Source organism: Exiguobacterium oxidotolerans JCM 12280, assembly GCF_000702625.1.
GTDB classification, from domain to species: Bacteria; Bacillota; Bacilli; order Exiguobacteriales; family Exiguobacteriaceae; genus Exiguobacterium_A; species Exiguobacterium_A oxidotolerans.
In genome coordinates, this window is sequence record NZ_JNIS01000001.1 from 2,597,829 (window position 1) to 2,621,475 (window position 23,647).

At 48.1% G+C, this 23,647-nt stretch carries 22 protein-coding genes, 1 riboswitch and 1 other annotated feature; of the genes, 15 read left to right on the forward strand and 7 right to left on the reverse strand.

What is annotated here, in order from left to right; translation table 11 throughout:
- The first annotated feature begins 4 nt into the window (after window positions 1–4).
- Window positions 5–251, forward strand: a binding site (T-box leader).
- A 51-nt stretch (window positions 252–302) separates the two neighbouring features.
- The 7 genes from trpE to trpA are packed head-to-tail and all read left to right on the forward strand — an operon-like array spanning window position 303 to window position 6,596.
- Window positions 303–1,697 (forward strand): anthranilate synthase component I, encoded by a 1,395-nt coding sequence (gene trpE, locus P403_RS0113265; protein ID WP_029333086.1) that lies wholly within the window; start codon window positions 303–305, stop codon window positions 1,695–1,697.
- Window positions 1,694–2,260 (forward strand): anthranilate synthase component II, encoded by a 567-nt coding sequence (locus P403_RS0113270; RefSeq protein ID WP_029333087.1) that lies wholly within the window; start codon window positions 1,694–1,696, stop codon window positions 2,258–2,260. Before trpE ends, P403_RS0113270 begins: the two co-directional genes overlap by 4 nt.
- Before the next feature lie 6 nt (window positions 2,261–2,266).
- A complete protein-coding gene (gene trpD, locus P403_RS0113275; protein WP_029333088.1) occupies window positions 2,267–3,286 on the forward strand; it encodes an anthranilate phosphoribosyltransferase in 1,020 nt (339 codons plus the stop codon).
- Window positions 3,283–4,059 (forward strand): indole-3-glycerol phosphate synthase TrpC, encoded by a 777-nt coding sequence (gene trpC / locus P403_RS0113280; RefSeq protein ID WP_029333089.1) that lies wholly within the window; start codon window positions 3,283–3,285, stop codon window positions 4,057–4,059. Before trpD ends, trpC begins: the two co-directional genes overlap by 4 nt.
- Entirely contained in the window at window positions 4,046–4,615 is a 570-nt protein-coding gene (locus P403_RS0113285; RefSeq protein WP_029333090.1) for a phosphoribosylanthranilate isomerase, read from the forward strand. The genes trpC and P403_RS0113285 overlap by 14 nt, the downstream gene beginning before the upstream one ends.
- 5 nt (window positions 4,616–4,620) lie before the next feature.
- Window positions 4,621–5,817 carry a tryptophan synthase subunit beta gene (gene trpB / locus P403_RS0113290; RefSeq protein WP_029333091.1) on the forward strand — a complete coding sequence of 399 codons (1,197 nt, stop codon included), beginning with the start codon at window positions 4,621–4,623 and terminating at the stop codon, window positions 5,815–5,817.
- Window positions 5,817–6,596 carry a tryptophan synthase subunit alpha gene (trpA, locus tag P403_RS0113295; protein ID WP_029333092.1) on the forward strand — a complete coding sequence of 260 codons (780 nt, stop codon included), beginning with the start codon at window positions 5,817–5,819 and terminating at the stop codon, window positions 6,594–6,596. Before trpB ends, trpA begins: the two co-directional genes overlap by 1 nt.
- 222 nt (window positions 6,597–6,818) lie before the next feature.
- Here trpA and P403_RS0113300 read toward each other — a convergent pair whose 3' ends face one another.
- The 6 genes from P403_RS0113300 to P403_RS0113330 form a co-directional block, all read right to left on the reverse strand.
- Window positions 6,819–8,819 carry a penicillin-binding transpeptidase domain-containing protein gene (locus tag P403_RS0113300; protein WP_029333093.1) on the reverse strand — a complete coding sequence of 667 codons (2,001 nt, stop codon included), beginning with the start codon at window positions 8,817–8,819 and terminating at the stop codon, window positions 6,819–6,821.
- Between the two features lie 138 nt (window positions 8,820–8,957).
- Window positions 8,958–9,680: a M23 family metallopeptidase gene (locus P403_RS0113305; protein WP_029333094.1), complete on the reverse strand. Its 723-nt coding sequence runs from the start codon at window positions 9,678–9,680 to the stop codon at window positions 8,958–8,960.
- Between the two features lie 268 nt (window positions 9,681–9,948).
- Window positions 9,949–10,836: a diacylglycerol/lipid kinase family protein gene (locus P403_RS0113310; protein ID WP_029333095.1), complete on the reverse strand. Its 888-nt coding sequence runs from the start codon at window positions 10,834–10,836 to the stop codon at window positions 9,949–9,951.
- Between the two features lie 128 nt (window positions 10,837–10,964).
- Window positions 10,965–12,434 carry an alanine/glycine:cation symporter family protein gene (locus tag P403_RS0113315; RefSeq protein WP_029333096.1) on the reverse strand — a complete coding sequence of 490 codons (1,470 nt, stop codon included), beginning with the start codon at window positions 12,432–12,434 and terminating at the stop codon, window positions 10,965–10,967.
- A 225-nt stretch (window positions 12,435–12,659) separates the two neighbouring features.
- Complete coding sequence (gene abc-f / locus P403_RS0113320) at window positions 12,660–14,522, reverse strand: ribosomal protection-like ABC-F family protein (protein WP_034801260.1); 1,863 nt, start codon at window positions 14,520–14,522, stop codon at window positions 12,660–12,662.
- A 281-nt stretch (window positions 14,523–14,803) separates the two neighbouring features.
- Window positions 14,804–15,685 (reverse strand): DUF1002 domain-containing protein, encoded by an 882-nt coding sequence (locus tag P403_RS0113330; RefSeq protein ID WP_029333098.1) that lies wholly within the window; start codon window positions 15,683–15,685, stop codon window positions 14,804–14,806.
- Between the two features lie 188 nt (window positions 15,686–15,873).
- Window positions 15,874–15,979: riboswitch (TPP riboswitch) on the forward strand.
- A 74-nt stretch (window positions 15,980–16,053) separates the two neighbouring features.
- Here P403_RS0113330 and tenA point away from each other — a divergent pair.
- Window positions 16,054–16,755, forward strand: a complete 702-nt coding sequence (gene tenA / locus P403_RS0113335) for a thiaminase II (RefSeq protein WP_051667417.1) — start codon at window positions 16,054–16,056, stop codon at window positions 16,753–16,755.
- A gap of 150 nt (window positions 16,756–16,905) precedes the next feature.
- Here the strand turns inward: tenA and P403_RS0113340 are convergent, their stop codons facing one another.
- Window positions 16,906–17,679, reverse strand: a complete 774-nt coding sequence (locus tag P403_RS0113340; protein ID WP_029333100.1) for a sporulation protein — start codon at window positions 17,677–17,679, stop codon at window positions 16,906–16,908.
- Window positions 17,680–17,777: 98 nt separating this feature from the next.
- On the opposite strand from P403_RS0113340, the gene P403_RS0113345 reads away from it, so the two are divergent.
- From P403_RS0113345 to P403_RS0113375, 7 genes are all read left to right on the forward strand, one after another.
- Window positions 17,778–18,962: a class I SAM-dependent methyltransferase gene (locus tag P403_RS0113345; protein WP_029333101.1), complete on the forward strand. Its 1,185-nt coding sequence runs from the start codon at window positions 17,778–17,780 to the stop codon at window positions 18,960–18,962.
- A gap of 32 nt (window positions 18,963–18,994) precedes the next feature.
- Entirely contained in the window at window positions 18,995–19,420 is a 426-nt protein-coding gene (locus P403_RS0113350; protein ID WP_029333102.1) for a BrxA/BrxB family bacilliredoxin, read from the forward strand.
- Window positions 19,421–20,055: 635 nt separating this feature from the next.
- Window positions 20,056–20,829 (forward strand): transporter substrate-binding domain-containing protein, encoded by a 774-nt coding sequence (locus P403_RS0113355; RefSeq protein WP_029333103.1) that lies wholly within the window; start codon window positions 20,056–20,058, stop codon window positions 20,827–20,829.
- Window positions 20,830–20,889: 60 nt separating this feature from the next.
- Window positions 20,890–21,546 (forward strand): amino acid ABC transporter permease, encoded by a 657-nt coding sequence (locus P403_RS0113360; RefSeq protein ID WP_029333104.1) that lies wholly within the window; start codon window positions 20,890–20,892, stop codon window positions 21,544–21,546.
- Between the two features lie 13 nt (window positions 21,547–21,559).
- Window positions 21,560–22,282, forward strand: a complete 723-nt coding sequence (locus P403_RS0113365) for an amino acid ABC transporter ATP-binding protein (RefSeq protein WP_029333105.1) — start codon at window positions 21,560–21,562, stop codon at window positions 22,280–22,282.
- Between the two features lie 58 nt (window positions 22,283–22,340).
- The gene (locus P403_RS0113370; RefSeq protein WP_029333106.1) at window positions 22,341–22,877 is read left to right on the forward strand and encodes a GNAT family N-acetyltransferase; all 537 of its coding nucleotides are present in this window, start codon (window positions 22,341–22,343) and stop codon (window positions 22,875–22,877) included.
- Window positions 22,870–23,469 carry an HD domain-containing protein gene (locus P403_RS0113375; RefSeq protein WP_029333107.1) on the forward strand — a complete coding sequence of 200 codons (600 nt, stop codon included), beginning with the start codon at window positions 22,870–22,872 and terminating at the stop codon, window positions 23,467–23,469. The genes P403_RS0113370 and P403_RS0113375 overlap by 8 nt, the downstream gene beginning before the upstream one ends.
- Window positions 23,470–23,647: the final 178 nt, after the last annotated feature.

Below are 23,647 nucleotides of genomic sequence, written 5' to 3' on the forward strand. Positions count from 1 at the left end.
TATAAAAAAATCGATGAATGAGTTAAGTAGTTAAACACATCACTGTTTCAGAGAGCCGGAGAAGGGTGGGACTTCGGCACAGGGAGGTTTAATGAATGGTCTCATGAGAGCATGGCTGAATTTACAGTAGGTCATGACGGAAGCCCCCGTTATCGTAGGCTACGGTGTCCCTGAAGTGAGGAAGCACCGGAAAAGTGGGAACGCAACAAACGTTCCAATCGAGGTGGCACCGCGAGTTAATCGTCCTCCATGTAGCAATTGCTATGTGGAGGACTTTTTTTATACCAGGAGGCGAAATCAGGATGATTCAGACAGAGGAATTAGTAATCGAACGACTTGAGATGAACGGGGACGAGCTGACACCGATTTCGATTTTTCGACGCATCGACGGGGAACGAAAGTGTTTACTCGAAAGTTCGACCCAGTCCGGCAACGCGCGTTACTCGATCATCGGGGTCGACCCAGTCGCTCTGCTACGGGCAGAGGGAAATCAAGTCACACGGCATGATTTAAAGACGGACGAATCGGTTACGACGATCGGTGATCCGGTCCATTTACTGCAACACTACATCACACGACCGACAAGTGAACAGGACTTACCCTTTTTAAGTGGGGCGATCGGCTACGTCGGCTACGACACGATTCGCACCTATGAAAACATCGGCGTGATGCCAAAGGTTGACCGGAATCTACCGGATGCGTTACTCGCCGTCTATGATGAAATCATTTTATATGATCATCTGGAACACCGTGTCCACTTGGTCCATACGTCACTCGGTGGTGTGACGGACCGCAGTGAGATGTTGGAGCGGCTAAAGCAAAGAAAGCAACAACTCGAACGGACCGGCGAACAAACGTTGCTCGAACGCCCCCTTGAAAATATTTCATACCAGCCGCAGATGGAGAAGGAAGACTTTATCCGGCTCGTAGAACAAGCGAAACAACATATTCGGCAAGGTGACGTCTTCCAACTGGTGTTATCGCAACGACTCGATGCGACGTTTGCGGGTGATCCGTTCCACTTCTACCGGAAGTTACGGCAAGATAATCCGAGTCCCTACCTCTTTTATATCGACCTCGGCGAGTTAATTGTCCTCGGGGCATCGCCGGAAAGTCTCGTTCAGGTCAAAGGAAGACGCGTGACGACGAATCCGATCGCCGGGACACGGCGCAGAGGACAAACGAAACAAGAAGACGAACGGTTGGCAGCTGAGCTCGTCGCAGACGAGAAGGAACGGGCGGAACATCGGATGCTCGTCGACCTTGGACGCAACGATCTCGGCAAGGTCTGTCAGGTCGGAAGCATTAATGTATCGCGCTACATGGAAATCGAACGTTTCAAAAACGTGATGCATCTCGTCTCCGTCGTCGAAGGGACGTTGGCGAACGGGCAGACAGGAGCCGACGCCTTGATTTCTTGTTTACCCGCTGGAACGGTCTCCGGAGCGCCGAAGATTCGGGCGATGCAATTGATTGAACAGTATGAAGTGTTGAAGCGGGAAGTGTATGCGGGCGCCGTCGGTTACTTCGATGTCAGTGGAAATCTTGATTTTGCACTCGCGATTCGGACGATGGTCATCAAGGATGGTACGGCCTATGTCCAAGCCGGTGCCGGAATCGTCTATGACTCGGACCCGACGCTCGAATATGAAGAGACACTGCACAAAGCGAAGTCGTTACTGGAGGTTTGGAAATGATTTTATTGATTGATAACTATGATTCCTTTACCTATAACCTGTATCAATATGCGGCGGAACATACCGACGTACAAGTCGTCCGTAACGATGCGATGACGATCGCAGACATTCAAGACTTGAAACCGGACGGAATCATTTTATCGCCGGGACCAGGCAATCCGAATGAAGCTGGCATTTGTCTAGATGTCATCGAACAACTGTCCGGTTCGATTCCAATCCTTGGCGTCTGTCTCGGTCACCAAGCAATCGGACAAGCCTTCGGGGGACAAGTCGTCCAGGCAACGGACATCATGCACGGCAAGACATCGATGATTCGACAGAACGGGAACTTATTTAAGGGACTGGCGGAACAATTTGAGGTCATGCGGTATCATTCATTGGTTGTCGACCGCGAGACGGCACCCGACGTGTTACAGATTACGGCAGAGACGACGGACGGGACGATCATGGCATTTGAACATATCGAACACCCGACATACGGGATTCAGTTTCACCCAGAGTCGGTCGGAACGATCGACGGAAAACAAATCGTCAAACGATTCATTGAACTGACAGGGGAGTGACAAGACATGAAAGAGATATTAACGAAACTAGCAGCTGCGAAGCATTTACGATACGACGAGATGCAACAAGCAGCACGACAACTGTTTGAACCGAACGTGACGGATAGCGAAATCGCCGCATTTCTCGTCGCCTTAAAAGCAAAAGGCGAAACAGCGGAGGAACTAGCGGGACTCGCCTCGATCATGCGGGAAGTCGCACTCGACATTCCGGTCACGGGAACGGACTTCATCGACAACTGCGGGACGGGTGGCGACGGCTCACAATCATTCAACATCAGTACGACAGCTGCCTTCGTTCTCGCAGGTGCAGGAGCGAAGGTCGCGAAGCACGGTAACCGGAGTATCTCGAGTAAAACGGGCAGTGCCGATGTCCTCGAGGCATTAGGTGTTAAACTGGATGAAACACCCGAGCAACTCGCAAATCGACTCGAAGAAAACGGGATTGCGTTTTTATTCGCTCAGCGGATGCACCCGCGTGTCAAACAAATTATGAAGGTCCGGAGCGATTTACGGATCCCGACGATCTTCAACTTGATTGGTCCGTTAACGAACCCGGTCTCTTTAAAAACACAATTGCTCGGGATTTACCGGGAAGATTTACTCGAGACGATGGCGTTGACGTTACACCGTCTCGGACGCAACCGGGCAATCGTCTTACACGGGGCGAACGGAATGGATGAAGCCTCACTCGCTGGAACAAACCAACTTGTGTTACTCGACGACGGAGAATTGATTCGCTTCAGTCTCCATCCGGAAGAAGTCGGATTGACCGTCGCCCCACTCGAAGCGATTCGTGGCGGGTCGGCTCAAGAAAATGCCGACATCTTACTACGTGTCCTTGACGGGGAAGCGGGACCCTACCGAGATACGGTGTTACTCAACGCCGGCATCGCCTTGTTCGCGGAAGGACGGGTCAAAACGATTCGCGAAGGAATCGATTGTGCGATCGTCAGTATCGATTCCGGACAAGCACGAGAAAAACTGCGACAATTGCAACAGACGAAACGACAGGAGGCAATCGGATGAATATTTTAGACCGCATCATTGAAACGAAAAAACGTGAAGTAGCTGAACTCAAGGTGTCGGGAGTCAAGCAGATCGAACGGTCACCGTTACGTCGTTCGATTCACGAACGTCTCGGCCAAGACGATTTGTCGGTCATCGCGGAAATTAAACGGGCGTCTCCTTCAAAAGGTGACATCTCGCTCGACGTCGACCCTGTCGCTCAAGCAAAACGGTATGCAGCGAGTGGGGCAACGGTCATCTCGGTTTTGACGGATACGACGTATTTCAAAGGGAGCATGGCGGATCTTGAGGCAGTCGCAAATGCAGTTGACGTGCCAATCCTCTGTAAAGATTTTATGATTGACCGGATTCAAATCGATCTTGCGAAAGCGCACGGAGCGAGCTTAATCTTATTGATCGTCGCGGCACTTGACGAAGCGACACTGGAAGACTTGTATCACTATGCCTACGCAAACGGACTCGAAGTTTTGGTGGAAGTCCATGATGAAGCGGAACTGAAGCAAGCAGAACAGCTCGGTGCACGGATCATCGGCATCAACAACCGGAACTTAAAAAAATTCGCTGTCGACTTAGCGACATCGACACGGCTGTTGCAGACGAAGCGTCCAGGCGTCCGGTATATCAGTGAAAGCGGGATTCAGACGGTCGAGCAGGCACGTCAGCTCCATCAAGACGGGGCAGACGGCATTTTAGTCGGTGAAACGCTGATGCGCGCAGAGGATCCCGCCGCCTTCATTCAAGCAGTCAACGGACCGGTCTATGACACGCATTAAATTTTGCGGATTACGGCGCGCCGATGATGTGATCGTCGCGAGCCGACTCGCCGACTACATCGGTTTCGTGTTCGCGCCGAGTAAACGTCAGGTCACGCTCGAACAGGCAGCCGAATTGCGGCAATTGGTTCCGGCAACGGTCCAAGTCGTCGGTGTTTTCGTCTCGCCGACCTTACAAGAAGTCGAAGCGGCGATTGAAACGGTCGGACTGGATTTGATTCAAATTCACGGTGTGATGGACGAAGCGATTCGTAGACAAACGAAAATTCCAATCATTCAGGCACTCGTCGCGGGCGCTACTTCAATCGATACGGAAGCCGATTATATACTTTACGACGCGCCGGAAGCTGGAAGCGGGCAACCGTTCGATTGGTCGACGGATTTAACAAGTACCCGACCGATGTTCGTCGCCGGCGGTTTGACACCATCGAACGTCGCAGCAGCGATCGCGCGCTATCAGCCGTTCGCAGTGGATGTCTCGAGTGGAATCGAAACGGAGTTTCAAAAAGATCAACAAAAAATGCTGGCATTCGCACATGCCGTAAAGGGGAGATGAGCACGATGGGTTATTCACAACCAGATGCACTTGGTCAATATGGAGTTTATGGTGGACGCTACATTCCGGAAACATTGATGCAAGCCGTTCTTGAACTGGAACAGGCCTATGTCGAAGTCAAAGAGGATCCGGCGTTTTATGAACGGATGAACGATCTCTTAAAAAATTACGTCGGGCGTGAGACACCACTCTACTTCGCGGAACATTTGACGCGGGAAATCGGTGGCGCAAAGATTTACTTGAAACGGGAAGACCTGAACCATACGGGCGCTCATAAAATCAATAATACGATTGGACAAGCTCTACTCGCAGAGCGGATGGGGAAACGAAAAATCGTCGCCGAGACCGGTGCCGGACAACACGGTGTTGCGACGGCGACCGTCTGTGCCTTACTTGATTTAGAATGTGTCATCTTCATGGGGGAAGAGGATGTCCGGCGTCAAGAATTGAACGTCTTCCGGATGGAACTGCTTGGGGCGAAGGTCATCCCGGTCACACAGGGCAGTCGGACCCTGAAGGATGCCGTTAATGAAGCGTTACGTTACTGGGTCAAACATGTTGAGGATACACACTATTTGATGGGATCGGTTCTCGGGCCACATCCGTTCCCGGAACTTGTCCGTGACTTCCAAGCCGTCATCGGGAAAGAGACGCGGGCGCAAATTCTTGAAAAAGAGGGTGTCTTACCGGACGCGATCGTCGCTTGTGTCGGTGGCGGGAGTAACGCGATTGGTATGTTCCATCCGTTCATCGATGATGAAACGGTTGCGCTGTACGGAATTGAAGCAGCGGGAGACGGAATTGAGACGGACAAACATGCAGCGACGATGACGAAAGGGGAAGTCGGTGTCTTACACGGGTCGATGATGTACTTGCTACAGGATGCGCACGGTCAAGTCACGGAAGCCCATTCGATTTCAGCCGGGCTCGATTATCCAGGCGTCGGACCGGAACATAGTCTCTTAAAAGACATTGGCCGTGTCCAGTATGAAGCCGTCACGGATCAAGAAGCACTCGATGCGCTCCAGTTGTTATGCCAAAAAGAAGGCATCATTCCAGCGCTCGAAACAGCCCATGCCGTCGCCCATGCGACGAAGCTTGCGAAAGACATGTCGGAAGACGAGATTCTCGTCATCTGTTTATCCGGTCGTGGTGATAAAGATGTCATGACGGTCAGATCGGCCTTAAAGGGGGAAGCGTGATGCGATTAGAACAAGCAATCCGAACAGTCAATGACCGTGGTGAAAAAGCATTTATTCCGTATGTCATGGGAGGAGACGGGGGAATCGACCGTCTGCCGGACATTTTGTCATTCCTCGAACGGAGCGGGGCGACCGCGATCGAAGTCGGTGTCCCGTTCTCAGATCCTGTCGCGGATGGACCGGTCATTCAAGAAGCCGGTCTCCGCGCGCTTGCACACGAAGTTAGCTTACACGACGTCCTCGAAGCGATTCGGGTCGCACGTCAAGAAACGACGGTCCCGATCGTCGTCATGACCTACTTGAATCCAATCTTCCGCTTCGGCATCGATGCCTTTCTCGCGACATGTCGCGAAGTCGGGGTCGACGGCTTAATCATTCCGGACTTACCACTTGAACAGAGTGCACAGTTTTTTGCGAAGCATGACAAACAAGACATCGCCCTCGTCCAACTTGTTTCATTGACGAGTCCGATTGAACGGATTCAAAAAATCGCGAATCAAAGCGAAGGATTCCTGTATGCCGTCACGGTCAATGGGACGACTGGGGGACAGACGACGTTCGGTGAGTCGCTCGAAGCCCACCTCGCTCGTGTCGCAGAGTTAAGTCCCGTTCCGGTCCTCGCCGGATTTGGAATCAGTACGCCAGCACACGTCAAACAGTTAGGGGCTTCGGTCGCGGGTGTCATCGTCGGTAGTAAAATCGTTGAATTGTTACAACAAGAAGATACATCAGCGATTGAGCAATTGATGGCAGCCCGGTTACCCGATCTTCACGTCTAACTAAAAAGGTCTGACTCGTCAGTCAGACCGACATCAATTCTTGTGACGGACGTTTCCGTCCTGCATCAATCAAATGGCCGATGATCTCAGGGATCATCGGCCATTTCTATGCCTCTTCTCGCTCACGACGTTCTGAGATGTATACAAGGCAGGAAAGGTTTCATCTTTTCCTGCAGGAGTCAGGGAAAGCGAAGCTTTTGTATCTCAGGTCGCGTCAACAGCTTATCGTCCCTCCGCATCTTTCAAGACTTCCGCGACAAGGCCGGAAACATATGGACTGCCACGGTCTTCCTGTTCGACCGATTCAATCATCATCGCGACGAGTAACGTCGGGTCATCGTTGTCATAACCGACGAAAAAGCCATTTTCCTTTCCTTTTGTTTCTCCAGCTTGCTTGAGTTCAGCCGTTCCCGTCTTACCGGCAACGGCGACTTCCTGTATGTCAGCAGGTAAGTCATAACCCGCATGGACGACATCATACAAATCTTTTCGGATCATCGAGGCGTCATTCTTAGAGATTAAATCCTGTTTCCAGACTTGTTTCGTTTTTTCATCCGCCCGTAACGTTGGCTGATAGATGGTTCCGTCTGTCAAAAAGATTTCGTACATCGAAGCGAGGTGAACGATGTTCGTCAACATCTGACCTTGTCCGTACGATGTATCCATTAACTGACCGTCAGATGAAATGGTACCGTCGTTTGAAATCTGTGAAGCCCGCATCGGATAGGCGAACGGAATTTTTTCACCGTAACCGAGTGCCTGGAGTCCATCCGTAAAAGTGTCGGCTCCGACTTCAAGCGTCGACTGCGCGAAGTAAATATTATCCGAGTAGACTAGCGCATTGTGTAAATCGACAGGATCCGGCGTCTCATGGATCCGGGTGACATTGAAACCATCCTTTTTCCACTTTAAGCCGTCAATCGAATAGGCTTTATCGGGATCTAATTTTCCGGCCTTCAGACCGATAGAAGCCGTCAGTGGTTTTTGTGTCGATCCGGGTGCAAAGGCACTCGTGAAGCGATTGAGTAAGGGTTGATCTGGATCATTCGTTAATGTGTCGAGTCGATCTTGTGAGATACCGAGTGTGAACTCACTCGGATCAAACCCCGGTGAGCTGACGAGGGTCCGTGTTTCACCGGTTCTTGGATCGATTGCAGTTGCGACACCCGGTTCACCGTTCATCGTCTCGTACGTCGACTGTTGGAGCGCACCATCGATCGTCAGCGTAATGTCTTTCCCGTCTTTGACCTTCGTCTCGGCGACGGTTACCGGTTCGTCCTGATCCGACTTCACGATTTCGATGCTCGTTCCGGACTGGCCACGAAGTTCATCATCGAATACTTGTTCAAGTCCGCGTTTACCAACCCGTTCACCGGCTTGGATTTTATGGTTCGACTGTTTGACGTCTTCAGCAGTCGCCGCACCAATATAACCGATTAAATGGGAAGTCGCTTCACCGTATGGGTAAGTCCGCACTTCCGTTTCCTTGACGCTGACCCCTTTGATTGCCTCCAGTTGCTTAACAATTGCTTCTTTAGACGGATCAAATGTTTTTAACGGAACAAACTGACCGTCTTTGACCCAAGATGCCGATAGGGCGTCGTCAATCGAATTCGTCGACCGGTCGAGGAGAGAAGCGACTTTCTTTTTGGTCGTGTCATCCAGCTGGCCAGCTGTCACACCGACTTCAAAGCCTTGACCAGTCGTCGCGAGTGGTTTTTCATTCCGATCGATTAACTCACCGCGTTTTGCGGTAAGCGTGTTCAATTTGATTTGATCCGCTTGTTCGAAGTCTTCGAACAGGAAGGAAGGATCCCAGTCGACGTACCAATTGTCTGTATCTTTTTTTGTCTCGTAGACGAGTGGGACATCTTTCTTGAACGATACAGGTCCTGCAACCGTATCGAATTTGACGGTGACGGGCAATAGTTGTTTCTTCTCATCATCTGAGTCGGGTGCTTTTCCTGGTGTAATGGAAATATTTTTGATTTCAAGCGTATCGTTCAATTTTTTCGTTCGTTCGATGAACTGACTTTCACCGTACTCTTTTTGTGTCGTTTGACTAACATAATCCGCATACATCTTGTCATAATCTTGTTTTTCCCAAAGCTTTGAATAGGAAGCGAGTCGTTCTTCTGCTGTCGGCTGATCTTGACAGCCGACAAGGATGCCGATGCTCGTGGCGCTTGCCGCAACGAGCAGCATGGATTGTCGTTTCAACATGAATTCCTCCTTAGAAGCGAATATTTAATTAACTTACCACTGTTTGGAGGAATTTTCATCTAACTGACATGGGAAACACTGTTTAAGGTTACGTATACAAAAAAACCACTGACGAAGATTCCGTCAGTGGTGGTTGAGTTAATTAAAGTAGTTCAGTGGATTGATACTGCTTGCAGCAGATGACGCACTGTAGACGTATGAACCACGGTGTAGTTCAAAGTGAAGGTGGGCGCCGAAGGCGTTTCCGGTTGCACCGACCGTCCCGATTTTTGCTCCTTTTGCAATCGTTTGACCGGCATATACCGAGCGACTGTTCAAATGGGCGTAGACCGTCGTGTACGCAAGTCCATTGATTGTGTGCGTCATCATAACGTAATTGCCATAAGCACCGTAATTACGAGACGTGATGACTTTACCGGCAGCAGAAGCATAGACGGGAGTTCCTGTTGCAGCGCCGATATCGATTCCGTTGTGGAACGTATAACCGTAAACGCCGCTCGCTGCGCCGTAGCCTTGTGTGATTGGACCACTTGCAGGTCGTGAAAAGCTACTCGATGCTTTTGTTGCAGTCGTTGTTGTGACTTTATACTTTTTGACATACTTGGAAGCGACATAACGGGAAGAACCTGAGTATGAAATTTTCGTCCATGATCCGGATACGCCGAGGTATTTGTATGTTTTTCCTTTATTGACGGTTCCGACTGCTTTATAGGCAGTCGATGGACCCGTTCGAACACGGAGACCGTCAGCCATTACTTTTACTTTATATGTAGTTGCTGCTTCGACTTTTTCGATGCCTGTCGTTGCGAAGCCCGAAACCATCAGTGCTGTCATTGTCATTGTTGTTAACATACGTTTCATATGTAGTTCCTCCTAGTTGGGAAAAGGCGACGGACATCAGTAAAACTAAGTCTTTTTATGTTGGAAGATAAAAGATCTATGTAGTTAATGTTAAAAATGTTTTCTTGATAGAATGATTATAGCATCGGAAATAAAGGGGAAATATTTCAGTTTTGTTTCAAAGTTATCATTGTATAACATATATTGTAATGGGCATTATTGGGTTTAAAAGAGCGCAAGAAACCTCCCGCTGTTTTGAAAACGCGGGAGGTTGCAAGTATTGTTTCAATTAAGATGTAGGAGCGATGACATTTAAATGTTGAGGTAAAACGCGGACCGTGATTGGGAGCTCATCCGCGGTATCTCCATCTGCGTTAATCGAAAGTGTCTCGTCGGACTCGATTTCGACTTCGGTTGTCGTGAAGTACTCGATTTGATCAGCGTTCGATAAGTCACCTGTTAAAAGCTTCGGTAACGCTTGTAAGGCGTCGAAGAACCCTAATTGTTTGACGAGGAAGACATGCAACAAACCGTCATCGACACGTGCATCTTTAGCGAACGACTCGAATCCACCAACGGAATTCGTCAACGAGACGATGAGTAAGGGTGTTTCCCCATCAAACGTCTTTTCCTTTGCTCTTAATATGAGTGGATAGGGGCTGTGATCTTTAAAAGCTTTTAAGCCTTCGATGAAGTAGGCGACTGATCCGAGTGATGTTTTCTGTTCGACACTCACTTCTTCGACGGCATCGGCAATCAGACCGACAGCGATCACGTTCATGAAGTAATGCGAGCCGTACTTACCGATATCAAATGGGCGAATCGGAGCATCTTCGAGAACGCTGATTGCGTCGCGGGCATCCGTCGGAATATGGAGCGCACGTGCTAAATCGTTGACCGTCCCGAGTGGAACGATACCGAGCGTCGGACGGTGGTCTTGTTCTGCGATTCCCGTGATGACTTCATTGACCGTTCCGTCACCGCCCATTGCGACGACGGCATCATAATGCTCGTGCGACGCGGTCCGTGCAAATTCCGTTGCGTCGAGTTCTTTTTCTGTGAACCGGACATCGACCGTCGCAAAGCGCTGGGCGAGTGTTCCTTCTGCAAATTCTGCGTATTTTTTACCTAATTCTTTCCCGGATGACGGGTTAATAATTAACATGGCCTTCGACACATTCAATTCCTCCTTAGTGACTCTCTGTTCCTATTTTCCCAACTGACGACCAAGATAATCCTAGCGCAGCAAAAAAACCTTGGAGGCGATTACACGCGCCTCCAAGGTTTTTAGTAGAAAAGGAATGCTTAACGTCGTGCGACAGGTGGAGCTTCACCAGCAGCTGGACGCGCTTCTTCTTCATCGTCCCAACATTCGGTATTTTCGATACCTAATGCTTTAGCAGAGAAGACAGGATCAAGACCTTGCTTACGTTGGTTCTGGTAGTCATTGATGACTTTGATTGCGACTCCACCTAAGAGCGAGATGGCTGTTAAGTTGATTAATGTCATTCCGGCCATGAAGAGGTCGGCGAAACTCCAAACCATTCCGAGGCTGAGGAGCGATCCGATGAAGACAAATGCCATCGTAGCAATTCGGAAGCCAAAGACAGTTGATTTACTTTTCTTGATGAATTCAATGTTCGTTTCACCGTAGTAGTAGCTACCGACAATTGAACTGAAAGCGAACAAGAAGACACTGATTGCGATAAAGGCTGGTGCGACGGCACCGAGTTGCTCAGAAAGCGCATTTTGTAACATGGCGATACCTTCACCATTACCGGCAGCGTAGCTGTCACTGAGTAAGATGATTGTTGCTGTTGCTGTACAGACGATCAATGTGTCGAGGAAAACACCAAGTGTTTGTAAGAATCCTTGTTTTGCTGGGTGAGAAACTTCAGCGGCAGCAGCAGCGTTCGGCGCAGAACCCATACCGGCTTCGTTCGAGAAGAGACCACGTTTAACACCGAGCGAGATCGCAGCACCGACAGATCCACCAACAGCTTGGTCGATCCCGAATGCACTCTTGAAGATCATTGCGAAAACCCCTGGAAGTTCAGTGATGTTCGTGATGACAACGAAGATTGCAGCGATCAAGTAGAGTGACGCCATGATTGGCACGACGATTGCTGAAACTTTCGCAACCCGGTGTACACCACCGAAGATGACGAGGCCTGTAAGAACAACTAAGATACCACCGACGATCATTTTGTCGATTCCAAAGGCGTTATCAAAAGCAGCGGCAATCGTGTTCGATTGAACCGAGTTAAAGATAAGACCAAATGTGACGGCGATTAAGATTGCAAAAATGATTCCGAGGACGCGGTTGTTCAATCCTTTTGCGATGTAGTACGCAGGACCACCGCGGTAAGCGTTATTGCCTGTATCACGTACTTTATAGACTTGAGCAAGCGTACTTTCAATAAGGGCAGTTGCGCCACCGAGGAGGGCGACCATCCACATCCAGAAGACCGCTCCAGGTCCACCAAGTGTGACGGCGATCGTAACACCGGCCAAGTTCCCTGTACCGATTCGAGTCGCGGCACCGATGAAGAATGATTGAAGGGATGTAATACTCTGACCTTCATCATCTGTTGTCTTTTCATTTTTATCGAGTGTGACACGGAACATCTCTTTCAAGTAACGGAATTGGATGAACTTCGTTTTGATGGTGAAGTAGATCCCGACTCCGATTAAAGCGGCGATTAAGATATAAGACCATAAGATGTTGTTAGCGAAGTCGACGCCTGATTGTACAGCTTGTTGAAATGCATCCATGTGATAGTTCCTCCCAAAGTGTTTTTGCTGAAAAGTGATAATAGCTATAAGTTGAATTATACGAATTTTCAGACAACTTGCAAGCTTTTTTTCGAAACTTTCTTTTAAAATGTTTAAAATATATTTTTTTGGATTCAGAAAAACAGATCGTCATCAAAGCATTTTTAACATAAAAAGCCACCGCACTTAATGAAGCGAGCGGTGGTGAAATGATGCGCCTTTTGATTAGTGATCGACGGCCAACAATTTTTCATAGAAGACATCAATTTGACTGACGAGCTGTTCACGCGCTGAGAATAATGGCGCAAGGACTTCGTAATCTTCTGTCGTCGCTAGTGACGCATCGAGTAAAGCCACTTCATCCTCTAGCTGTTGAATCTGTTGTTCGAGTTCGTCTGTACTTAAAGGTGGACGTGCCTCAGTTACTGGCGTCTTGGTGGCTCGCTCGATAGGCGCGGGTTCCACTGATTCGATGTTTGTCCGAGCCTGTCGTTTTTCGGTAGCATAGTGGTAAGGACCAGAAAACATTTCCGTCGTGTCATCTAACCAGTACGTTTTCGAAAAAAGTCGATTCAAGAAGTAACGGTCATGCGATACGGCAATCAGCGTTCCGTCAAAGTGCTCGAGTGCTTCTTCAAGCGCCTCGCGGGATTCAATGTCGAGGTGATTCGTCGGTTCGTCCAGAATCAGGACATTAAGCGGCGAATGGACAAGAATCGCGAGCATCAAACGCATTTTTTCTCCGCCGCTTAACGCACTAATCGATAAGAAGACACGGGGACCGAAAAATAGGAAACGGGCTAACAGGGACCGGGCTGTTCCTTCATCTGTCGAAATGCGTGAGCGGAAGTAATCGATCAGTCGCTCTTCACCCGGCATGTCAACGTGTTGCGATAAAAATCCGACGCGATTTGACGGACCACGCGTAACATGTCCGTTCGTCGGTTCGAGTTGTCCGAGTAAGACACGTAATAACGTCGTTTTCCCACTCCCGTTCGCACCGACGATCCCAATCCGGTCACGCGGCGCGGCTTCGAAATCAAGCGACGTAAACAACTTGCGGTCGGCAACTGAAAGTTCAACATCCGTCAAGCGGTAAACGACTTGACTGAGTTGCCCGTGCGACGAAAATTGGATATCAGGCGCCGCTTTTTCAAGAAGTGGCCGTTTGAGTCGCTCAATTCGTTCGAGTGCCCGTTCCATCGCTTTTGCTTTCCGGAACAGTTTTTCGCTCGGAGGAGAGGCTTCATTTGCCCACTGGCGTAACCGCCTAATCGCATCCTTCATTTGTTTGATTTTCTTTTGTTGTTCCGTGTAGGCGTGGAACTGTTCGAGGAGCAGGCGTTCTTTCGCGACCGTATACGCCGAATAATTTCCGGGGTAGATCGTCAATTCACCATCTTCTAGTTCCGCAATCCAATTGACACTTGCGTCAAGGAACACGCGGTCATGCGAGACAATCAGGACTGCGCCCGGATAACTGTTTAAAAATTGTTCGAGCCATTCGATGGCTGCGAGGTCGAGGTGATTCGTCGGCTCGTCGAGGATCAACAAGTCCGGTTCCGTCAAAAGCATCCGGCCAAGGCAGATTTTCGTTTGTTCGCCACCACTCAATTGAGAAAAGGGACGTGTCAGCAAGGCATCGAGGTGGAGGCCGTTAATCATACGTTGGATTTTTGAATCGAGTAGGTACCCGTCCTGTCGTTCGAATTGTTCGGTCACGCGCGTATAATCGTTCAGCACATCGTCGAGGTGGTCGGCATTTGCCATTTGTTGTTCAAGCTGATGCATCGTCGTCCGTAAGGCGACGACCTGGGCAAATGCGGTCCAGAGAACATCGAGGCCGGTCAATTCTTCTGCGAACTGTGGGATTTGAGCCAAATAACCGATGGAAAGTCCTTTTTTTAGATAAATGGTTCCGCTGTCCGGTGCATCGAGTTGAGCGATTAAGCGCAGTAACGTTGTTTTTCCGGTTCCGTTTCGACCGATCAATCCGATACGGTCAGCTTGTTTAAGATAGAGTGAGATGTCGGTTAAGACGGATGCTCCTCCGAATTGTTTTGTCAGATGTTGGATGTCGCATATCATGATCAATAACTTCCTTTCATGCGCATCAAAAAAACGGAGAACGCAAATAGCGCTCTCCGTTTACCGTAGAATGTGCGCTTTGCTTTATTTTTCAGATAGATGTTCTAGAAAAAGGGCAGACTGATCCCTTAGAACGCCATTCCATGAAAAATCGCGCGCAACAGATAAAGTTGTTCCATCAACCAATGCTTACACGCAGCAAAACCCATCTTCTACACCACCTTTTCGTTTCGATAAAGCCAGTTTACCATATGTTAAGCTGGAAATGATACCGTTTTCAGTTACTTGAACAGTCCGGAAATCGATTTAAAGAAATTACTTAGACCGTCAAACAATTTTGCGAAAAATCCTTTCGTTTCTTCCGAGGTCGCGAATGCTTGAATATCTTGACCGGCACTTTTTAATCCGGTCTCAATTTGTCCCCAGTTCAAGTCTGCTTTCTCCATTTGGCTGAACAATGACGTCAATCGGTCCATCTGGGCGTCTGACAATTGGATGTTGTTATTTTGAATGACTTGGATGATGACATTCTCGATATCGACTTTGGTTTCCGGTTTTTGTTTTGCGATTTCGGCCTTGATTTCATTCATCAGTTTGGCGACTTTGTCCGTCCCGACCGTTTTTCCGACATCGGACGTAACGGCTAGTTCTTGTTGGGCTAAATCTTTTCGTTCATCCGTCAATTTAATACCGGTTTCTGCCGACGTTTGATCATATGCTTTCATGATTCCCGTCAAAGCAGACGTACCGGTGACTTTATAAGGAGAAGTAATCGTGATATCGGCGTCCGTCACACCCGCTGTGACGAGAGCATTCAAATACATGTCCTTTGTGACCCAAGTGATGTTTTCGGTTGCGACCGAGAGACCGTCGCCTTTTTCAGCGAGTTCAATTTTTGCGGAAGAGTACATGTTACCGCCGAGTTGCGATTGGGGAACGTTCTTCCCTAAATATTTTTCCTCATCAGCTGCCGTGGCGATGACGGGCGTGATGCCTTCCGGCGCATTCAATCGGGCGAGCACCCAGGCCTTGTCTTTTGCACCGAGCGATTCACCGAGCGTGATGATCGTTTTATCGACGACTTGTTCTGCTGAAGCAGCAGTCGGGAGAAGTAAGCTTGACGCTAACAGCGTTGTTGTCATGATTTTTGTTGCTTTATTCATAGTAGGAATCCTCCGAGTATAGTAGATAGTATCAGGTACTAATCCTATTGTAAGTGACGTGTTCCGGAACGGAATCGGTCTTGAGGCGGAACGGAACACGCGTCTCCTGCCCCATACAGTATACTAAGTTTTTCCTGAAATACGGACGATTTGACTGAAAAAGTGGTATAATTAAACAAGAATTAAATAATGACCACTAGGGGAGTCGGTAGGCCGACTGAGACGACGAAGACGTTCGGACCCTTTGAACCTGATTAAGTTTGGACTTACGGAGGGAAGTGGCGTGAACGTCTCTTTTGTGGTCTCTTCACGTCATGCCCTGTTCGTAGGGTGTGGCGTTTTTTGATTCAACAAAAGGGGGAATTAGGATGAAATTCAGTCAAGAAATTCGGCAAGCCGCAAAAACGTATTGGGACAGCAGCTTTTCCCATCCATTCGTCACTGGCATTGGTGACGGGACGTTACCGCTCGAAAAATTTCGGCATTATGTCATGCAAGATGCGTATTACTTAAAACATTTCGCAAAAATTCAAGCCCGCGCCGCCTCAAAAGCAACAGATTTCGCGACGATTGCAGAGCTTGCGGAACATGCGACGTCGACATATGCGGCTGAGCTGTCGCTCCACCAGTCTTTTTTCGAACCGCTTGCTATCACGGAAGCAGATTTAGCAACGTTCGAACCGGCACCGACTGCTTATGCCTATGTCTCGCATATGCATCATGCGAGTAAGGGGACGCTTGGTGAGACGATTGCAGCGATATTACCCTGTTACTGGCTCTATTATGAGGTCGGACAACAACTGTTGACGAAATCACCTGCGTCACCGATCTATCAGCAGTGGATTGCAACATACAGTTCAGAATGGTTCGAACGGGTCGTCTTTGAACAAGTCGACCGTCTCGATGCATTGGCGGCGCAAGCGACTGAAGCAGAACGAGAACGGATGAAACAACATTTTGTCAAAAGCTGTTATTACGAATTACTCTTCTGGGAAATGGGCTGGACGGAAGAAACGTTTGAACGTGTTTTTACAGGAGTTACGCGTCAAGCAAAAGTAACGAAACGATAAGTACAGCTTTAGCCGCTGTCGATCAGCGCGATCAGACGGCAGACCGCACAAAACCTGAGCAATTTTCAGCTTTCGTAAAGAAAGTCATGGTAATCGCTCAGGTTTTTTTGTGGGTGGATTACAGGCATGATGAAGATTCTGGTAAGGAAATCAGCTGTACCGCTCAATCAAATCGTTTAATTGTTGTTTGACGGCGTTTCGGTCCATCAAATCGTGGTTCGATAAGGATAGCTTCGTCATTGTCTCATCCGCACCCGCCATCTCACTGAAGAGCGAGCCTAAGTCGTGGGCACGACGGTCGATTTGCAAGACGATGTCGATGCCGGACCGGTCTTGGAGCAGGATGAGTTCGACTTCGTCCAGTTTATGGGCGAAGTACGTATTACGTGCCGAGTACTCGAGTTCTTGAGCGATCGGTAAGTCCTTACGATAACGGCCGGGGAGTTTTTCCGTATCGGCCTTCTTAAGTCGGAAGCCGAGTTCTTCCATCGCTTCTAGGATGACGGATTGGAGGTCGTTGGCTTGGACGATGATAGCGTCTCGGTCTGACGGATCGACCGCTTGGGCGATATCGAGACCCGTTTCAATCCATGACTTCGACTGACTGACCGATAGCGGCGTATTAAATGGCACTTGAAGCGTAAACGGAATTTCACGTTCAACACCTGCTTCAATCGTAAAAGCAGCTTCATTTAGTGAAAAACGATCGAGTGTAAACGTCGTGAATGACGTGCTGTCGCGGACCTCTTCCTTATATTGTGTATTAAACGCTAAATAGATCCGGTCGATTTCTTGGTCGACACTGCCGCCTTTAATATGAACGGTTCCGTGAATTTGTCCGCCGGGCTCACAGCGCTCGCTGTCGAGTCGTGTATCGACTGTGGCGGCACCGATTCCGATTTGTGATAAAAGTTTTTTGAACATCGTTCGTTCCTCCTTTAATGATGAAGCTACCTTACTTGTCGAATAGGGTGGAATTTGCTACAGTTTCGAAAGAACAATCAGAAAAGGACGGGACTACAGTGGAATTACACCAAGTAAAAGAATTACTCACTCAAAAGCTCGAGGCTTCTGCTCTCGTGCATGCAACGATCAGTGGTCCGCGCCAAAAGTCGAATGATCTTCGAAGAATCAAACTAAAACCGATTCTATTGAAAGATACGTATGCAATCCAATTAGAGTTTCAATATGAGCGGATAATTAAACATGAAAATTTGAGAATCGACGAATTTTTAGGACGACTCGACGCATTGATGGAAGAATTCCGTCAATTTTTGTTCCGCTTCGAGACGGAAGAAGTCCAGTTCCAGTTATCAAAGAAAATGAAAGTATCATTAAAGACAACAAAACAGTCGCCACTCCAAGCAGAACTGTCGCATAACCGAAAAAAAAGTCATCTTCTTGAAGATGGTGTCGTCGTACCGTTTTTAGTCCGGCTTGGTGTCATGACGGAAGACGGGCAAGTCAAACGGCAAAAGTACGATAAATTCAAACAAATCAATCGGTTCCTCGAGTTCGTCGAAGATAGTATTTCCGCATTACCGACGGATCGGACGTTACGGATTCTTGATTTTGGATGCGGAAAATCGTATTTGACGTTTGCTTTGTATCATTACTTGAGTGTCGTCAAAGGTTTTGACTTGAAAGTGACCGGACTTGATCTCAAAAAAGAAGTCATCGAAGAATGTACAGCGATTGCGCGCGATCTCGACTATACGAATCTCGAGTTCCGTGTCGGGGACGTCCATGACTACAATGAGGATACAGAGGTTGACTTGATGGTGACGCTTCATGCCTGTGACGTTGCGACGGATGTCGCCCTGGCCCGCGCCGTTGATTGGAATGCGTCTGTCATCTTAAGTGTTCCGTGTTGTCAAAAAGAACTCAATCGTCAACTCGACTGTTCACCACTCGACGTCATGTTGCAGCACGGGTTGATTAAGGAAAAGTTCGCTTCGCTCGCGACAGATTCAATCCGCGCCGAAATCTTGACGCTCGTCGGTTACGAGACACAATTGCTTGAGTTCATTGATTTAGAGCATACACCAAAAAATGTTTTAATCCGGGCCTATAAAAATGACCGTCAGCCGACGGAAGAAAAAATTGACCGTTACGTCGCCTTCCGTGATTTACTGCATGCGAAACCATATTTGGCGCATGAATTAAGCGGCAGACTTGGACAGATTTCGTCTAAACTCGTACAATAAGAAAGAGAACGAATAAGGGAGGAATTAGACCGATGGATTTCCAAATGTATTTTGAAGACGTCGTCCAGACAGCACGCAAAGAAGCAGCGGCTGCTGGTTTTGAAGAATTAACGACAGCTGAAAGCGTCGATGACGCGATGAAGCGTGAAGGGTTGACACTTGTCCTCGTCAACTCAGTATGTGGATGTGCCGGTGGGATCGCTCGCCCAGCAGCTGCTTACGTCAATCGAATGGAAGGCGTCAAGCCGGATCATTTCGTAACAGTGTTTGCGGGACAAGACCGTGAAGCAACGGACCGGGCACGTGAGTACTTTGAAGGGTATCCACCTTCATCACCATCATTCGCTTTGATGCAAGACGGCAACATTCTCTCGATGGTTGAGCGTTTCGACATCGAATCGTTTACTGCAGAAGAAGTTGTTGAAAAATTAGAGTCATTGATTGAAATTTACGCATAAATGAATCAACGTGAGCCGTGTTTCTTAATTGAAGCACGGCTCACGTGTGTATACAAACGCTTATGAAGAGTGAATATACTATATCTAAGTGCAATCAGTTCGCGCTTTCCTGTCGCGGTTCTAAAGCGATTCAAGACGGCTTGCGCCTCGCCCGAGGAAAGCAACGAAAAAAACGCTTTTATCGCCCAATAACACTTTGACTACAGTCTGGAGCCGTGTTTCTTAATTGAAACACGGTTTTTAGTTTGTCGTGAAAGTGAGTGTGCGCGAAAGGGATGTTTTTTTAGCAGTCCCCCTGAAGCAGAGGCCGACTTATTGAAAGAGCAATGAAAAAAGAAGGACGAATCGAATCAATAGCATCCCCTTTTTCGAGTTAGAAAGTACCCATGATTAAAATCCGAGCATAGCAATAAAAAATGTAAGCGGATTCAAAAGTGGTTATTTACTCATTTTTTGTATAAAAAGAATCGATTTATGCATTATTACGAGATAATTATACTTTACAATGAATAAATATTCGTATATCCTAAAAGTAATAAATCGGATCAGAGCTATTTAGTATTGAATTAGAAAAAAACATAAGTCATACTATTGTTAAAGTTCTGACAATTGAGCGTTGGAAGGGGAATTTATTCATGAAAAAATTAGTAGCAACGGCAATGGCAGGCATTCTCGCACTTACGATGGCAGCATGTGGTGCATCAGATGATTCATCAGGCGGTTCAAGTGATGACAATAAAGTATTAACGATGGGAACGTCAGCAGATTACTTCCCGTTTGAATACATCGATACGGCGAAAGGAGACGACATCGTTGGATTTGATGTCGCAATCGCAAAAGAAGTTACAAAAAACCTCGGTTATGATTTGAAAATTGAAGATATGGAGTTCGGTAGCTTACTCGGAGCACTCAGCTCAGGTCGGATTGATTTTGTCATGGCAGGAATGACACCGACAGACGAGCGGAAGAAAAACGCTGATTTCACAGATGTTTACTTCGAATCAAAGAACCTCGTCATGACAAAAGACGAAGCGATTAGTTCGGAAGATGAACTCAAAGGTAAAAAAATCGGGGTCCAACTCGGTTCGATTCAAGAAGGCATTGCGAAAGACCGTTATAAAGACAGCGAAGCCGTCTCGTTAAACAAGATTCCGGAGATCATTCAAGAATTGAACACAGGCCGGATTGACGCGCTCATCATTGAAGATGCGGTAGCGGTCAAATACATGGATCAAGACGCATCGTTAAAAACGTATGAAATTAAAGAAGACGGACCGACGGGTTCAGCCGCCGCTTTCAAAAAGGGTGACAAGATGCGTGACGAGTTCAACAAAGAATTGAAAAAGATGATCGATTCAGGTGAAATCGACAAACTTGCAGAAGAATGGTTCCAAAAAGAAGCAAAATAAGAGAAGCGCATAGGGGTGGGGGTAACCCCATCCCTTTTGTGCGACGTTAGGAGTTTGGTTATGATAGACTTTACAAAGATTCAAGATTCAATCCCATACATTCTGCAAGGGATTCCGGTCCTGTTCCAAGTCGTGATCGTCGCTGCCATCGCAGGGATGTTCATCGGAATCATCGTGGCAGCACTTAAAATTACGAAAAGTAAGTTCATTCGCTTCATCGGTCATGCTTATACGGCAGTCTTTCGTGGGACACCGCTCATTTTGCAACTGGCAATCATTCACTTCGGTTTACCGCAACTGACGGGTTACGTCACGACGGGCTATCAATCCGCTGTCATCGCCTTTTCATTAAACTCAGGTGCATACATCTCGGAAATCATCCGGGCAGGAATTCAAGCAGTCGATCGTGGACAATGGGAAGCGGCAGATGCACTCGGTATCCCATACATGAAACAATTGCGGTCAATTATCTTACCACAAGCATTCAAAAACATTTTACCAGCCATCATGAATGAAATGATTACGTTAACAAAAGAGTCGGCACTCGTCTCGACAGTCGGTGTTCTCGACATTATGCGCCGAGCGCAAGTCGTCGGTGGAGAAAAAGCATTGTACTTCGAACCCTTGTTATTTGCGGGACTCGTCTATTTCGTCCTTGTCATGGGATTGTCCTTGATTGGTCAACAAGTCGAAAAAGCTATGAGAAAGAGTGGGTAATCAGATGGAACCTATGATTCAAGTCACCGATCTGTACAAACAGTTCGGAAAGTTAGAAGTATTAAAAGGCATCACGACGACAGTCGGCCGTGGGGAAGTCGTCGCAGTCATCGGACCGTCGGGCTCAGGGAAGTCGACGTTCTTACGTTGTATCAACCTTTTGGAGCAACCGACAGGTGGGATGATTAACGTCGACGGCTTCGAATTGACAAAACCGAAAGCGAATATCGCGAAAGCGCGTCAAAACATCGGAATGGTGTTTCAACAGTTTAACCTGTTCCCCCATAAATCAGTGCTCGATAACTTAATTTATGCCCCAATCAATGTCCTCGGTTTATCAAAAGAGGACGCAATCAAACGTGGCGAAGTATTACTTGAACGCGTTGGTCTCGCTGAAAAACGGGATAATTTCCCGAACCAGCTATCCGGTGGTCAAAAGCAACGGGTTGCGATCGCGCGTGCCTTGGCGATGGAGCCGAACGTCATGTTGTTCGATGAACCAACATCAGCACTCGACCCGGAAATGGTCAATGAAGTCCTCGATGTCATGAAGCAACTCGCGGAAAGTGGGATGACGATGGTCATCGTCACGCACGAGATGGGCTTCGCAAAAGAAGTCGCTGACCGTGTCCTGTTCCTCGACGAAGGCATTTTGATGGAAGAAGGAACGCCGATCGAGTTGTTCGATCATCCGAAAACCGACCGTGCGAAAAAATTCTTGGAAAAAGTCTTATAACACATAACCGCCATCTCTTTCATCAAAGGGGTGGCGGTTTTTGAGGAGGACGATAACGATGAAGTTACTAGAGGGGAAAGACATTCGGCTGACGCGATTTCAAACAGGGGATATGGAAAGTTATCGGAGCTTTCTGGATGACGCGACATTTGCACGCAACTTGAGTGCGACACCATATCGCTTCTTGTCAGATGAAAAAATCAACGGGATGCTTGCGAGTGATGCCCATGAGACATTTCGGTTCGCCGTTCGCCGGACGGATGCCGAGCGTCTGATTGGCGTCGTATCCCTCGAAGACATCTTATGGTCAAATGGGACGGCCTGGTTGATGATTGGAATCGATCCAAGTGAAGCCGGGAAAGGGTATGGACGAAAAGCATTACAGCTCTTACTGCGATACGCCTTTTCTGAGCTCAACCTCGAGCGGATCCAGTTGACGGTCTTTGCCTATAATGAACGTGCGATTGCGTTATACGAACGGCTTGGTTTCATCCATGAAGGGACATACCGGCAATTTTTAAAGCGGGATGGTATCCGGCATGACATGTTGCTTTACGGATTATTGCGGACGGAGTGGGAGGATTTTTATGATTAACGAAACGGAACAGTTCGTCCGCACATTCCATGCGGCAGATTTTTCAGGACATGACTATGCCCATATCGAACGCGTCCGGAAAATGGCGTTACAGATTGCTGCGACGGAAGGCGGGGATTTGCTGACGATTGAACTGGCGGCACTCCTGCATGATGTCGCTGACGTAAAACTCGGCGGAACACTTTCGTCCGTCGATGCATTTTTATCCGGGAAAGTCTCAGACACTCGGAAACAGCAAGTCCTTCAAATCATCGATGGGATGTCATTTAAAGGAGGGGACCGTCCATCACTTGAGACGCTGGAAGGACAAATCGTCCAAGACGCCGATCGGTTGGATGCGATCGGTGCCATCGGGGTCGCCCGGACCTTCCAGTATGGAGCATTGACACAAGCACCGATGCATGTACCCGGTTTAAGACCACGCAAGCCAGGAGACCGGACGAGTCCTTCAAGCACAATCAATCATTTTTATGAGAAGTTACTTTTGTTAAAGGACTTAATGAATACCGAAACGGCAAAAGGCATCGCAGAGGAACGGCATGCGTTCATGGTTGAATTTTTGGAACGTTTTCAGAAGGAATGGGAGTTTTGAAATTGGGACCGTTCCACCCTGGACGCAAGAAACGCCGATGCCCCCGTTTATCAGACGGAGGCATCGGCGTTTCAGGCTGTAGACAAAGTGACATCGGGAGATTAAGCGTCTTTTTTCGTTGCTTTCCTCGGGCGAGGCGCAAGCCGTTGCTCCCTGATCCTAACGGACAACGAGCAGG

Excerpts from the sequence above, each read along its gene's own strand:
- trpA (WP_029333092.1), top strand. The coding sequence starts at position 5,817 with ATGCGATTAGAACAAGCAATCCGAACAGTCAATGACCGTGGTGAAAAA.
- abc-f (WP_034801260.1), bottom strand. The coding sequence starts at position 14,522 with ATGATATGCGACATCCAACATCTGACAAAACAATTCGGAGGAGCATCC.
- P403_RS0113360 (WP_029333104.1), top strand. The coding sequence starts at position 20,890 with ATGATAGACTTTACAAAGATTCAAGATTCAATCCCATACATTCTGCAA.
- trpB (WP_029333091.1), top strand. The coding sequence starts at position 4,621 with ATGGGTTATTCACAACCAGATGCACTTGGTCAATATGGAGTTTATGGT.
- P403_RS0113285 (WP_029333090.1), top strand. The coding sequence starts at position 4,046 with ATGACACGCATTAAATTTTGCGGATTACGGCGCGCCGATGATGTGATC.
- P403_RS0113370 (WP_029333106.1), top strand. The coding sequence starts at position 22,341 with ATGAAGTTACTAGAGGGGAAAGACATTCGGCTGACGCGATTTCAAACA.
- P403_RS0113365 (WP_029333105.1), top strand. The coding sequence starts at position 21,560 with ATGATTCAAGTCACCGATCTGTACAAACAGTTCGGAAAGTTAGAAGTA.
- P403_RS0113375 (WP_029333107.1), top strand. The coding sequence starts at position 22,870 with ATGATTAACGAAACGGAACAGTTCGTCCGCACATTCCATGCGGCAGAT.
- P403_RS0113330 (WP_029333098.1), bottom strand. The coding sequence starts at position 15,685 with ATGAATAAAGCAACAAAAATCATGACAACAACGCTGTTAGCGTCAAGC.
- P403_RS0113305 (WP_029333094.1), bottom strand. The coding sequence starts at position 9,680 with ATGAAACGTATGTTAACAACAATGACAATGACAGCACTGATGGTTTCG.
- trpC (WP_029333089.1), top strand. The coding sequence starts at position 3,283 with ATGAATATTTTAGACCGCATCATTGAAACGAAAAAACGTGAAGTAGCT.
- P403_RS0113270 (WP_029333087.1), top strand. The coding sequence starts at position 1,694 with ATGATTTTATTGATTGATAACTATGATTCCTTTACCTATAACCTGTAT.
- P403_RS0113355 (WP_029333103.1), top strand. The coding sequence starts at position 20,056 with ATGAAAAAATTAGTAGCAACGGCAATGGCAGGCATTCTCGCACTTACG.
- trpE (WP_029333086.1), top strand. The coding sequence starts at position 303 with ATGATTCAGACAGAGGAATTAGTAATCGAACGACTTGAGATGAACGGG.
- tenA (WP_051667417.1), top strand. The coding sequence starts at position 16,054 with ATGAAATTCAGTCAAGAAATTCGGCAAGCCGCAAAAACGTATTGGGAC.
- trpD (WP_029333088.1), top strand. The coding sequence starts at position 2,267 with ATGAAAGAGATATTAACGAAACTAGCAGCTGCGAAGCATTTACGATAC.
- P403_RS0113350 (WP_029333102.1), top strand. The coding sequence starts at position 18,995 with ATGGATTTCCAAATGTATTTTGAAGACGTCGTCCAGACAGCACGCAAA.
- P403_RS0113300 (WP_029333093.1), bottom strand. The coding sequence starts at position 8,819 with ATGTTGAAACGACAATCCATGCTGCTCGTTGCGGCAAGCGCCACGAGC.
- P403_RS0113340 (WP_029333100.1), bottom strand. The coding sequence starts at position 17,679 with ATGTTCAAAAAACTTTTATCACAAATCGGAATCGGTGCCGCCACAGTC.
- P403_RS0113315 (WP_029333096.1), bottom strand. The coding sequence starts at position 12,434 with ATGGATGCATTTCAACAAGCTGTACAATCAGGCGTCGACTTCGCTAAC.